The 672-nt window shown below is 37.2% G+C and carries 1 protein-coding gene; it reads right to left on the bottom strand.

Annotated features, from left to right (window positions below; genetic code table 11):
- Positions 1–213: 213 nt before the first annotated feature.
- On the bottom strand, positions 214–516 hold the full coding sequence (locus tag AB840_RS15535; RefSeq protein WP_048515709.1) for a DUF389 domain-containing protein: 303 nt from the start codon (positions 514–516) through the stop codon (positions 214–216).
- Between the last annotated feature and the right edge of the window lie 156 nt (positions 517–672).

Raw genomic sequence — 672 nt, 5'->3', positions numbered from 1 at the left:
AAGATAGGACCGAACACGTCCTTCAGCGCTATCTGCATGTCTTCCTGCGTCTTCGGCTGGTATTGTTCCATGATGAGCTTGGCGATTGCCTGGCCTTTCTCACTCGGGTTTCTACGTTTCTTCATCAGTGCTGTACTCAATTCCTTTCAACCTGCTTTCTGATAGTGTACCGCACCTCGACAAAAAAATGAAGTGCGTAAGTTAGTAAATTGGTTACCGGTAACTTACACACTTCATTTTACACTCCCGCATCGCAGATCGGCGAATAAGATGAATATCATATATTGCCATTCCATATCCAATGGCAACAATCCCCCCCATCAGTGGTGAGATCAACATGGCACCAATAAGTACAGTAATACTATTCATATTCAGACCAATACACGCAATAAGAATTGCTAATACTAAAATAATTAAATTACTGCTTTTCACAGAAGCATTATATTCTACGCGTTGTCGTACTTCCTCCATAGGAGCGCAGTCAGAGGTTAAGTCAAAAAAAGTATTTCGTATCATAGTTCTTCACTCTCTTTTAATCTATATATTTTTATAATTCTACCTTTATAATGGATACCATTATTTTATCTTATGTAATCATTGTATATCAAGTATAATTTTAATACCAGCACATCTTTTTCTTTTATTTCGGTTTTATATTGACGGCTATTACTC

This window comes from Megasphaera cerevisiae DSM 20462 (genome assembly GCF_001045675.1).
In the GTDB taxonomy this organism is placed as follows: domain Bacteria; phylum Bacillota; class Negativicutes; order Veillonellales; family Megasphaeraceae; genus Megasphaera; species Megasphaera cerevisiae.
The sequence above is the reverse complement of the archived record's forward strand: the minus strand, read 5'-3'. Positions and strand labels throughout refer to the sequence as shown.

What these genes read in the sequence shown, in the direction of transcription:
- AB840_RS15535 (WP_048515709.1), bottom strand. Translation starts at nt 516, where the DNA reads ATGATACGAAATACTTTTTTTGACTTAACCTCTGACTGCGCTCCTATG.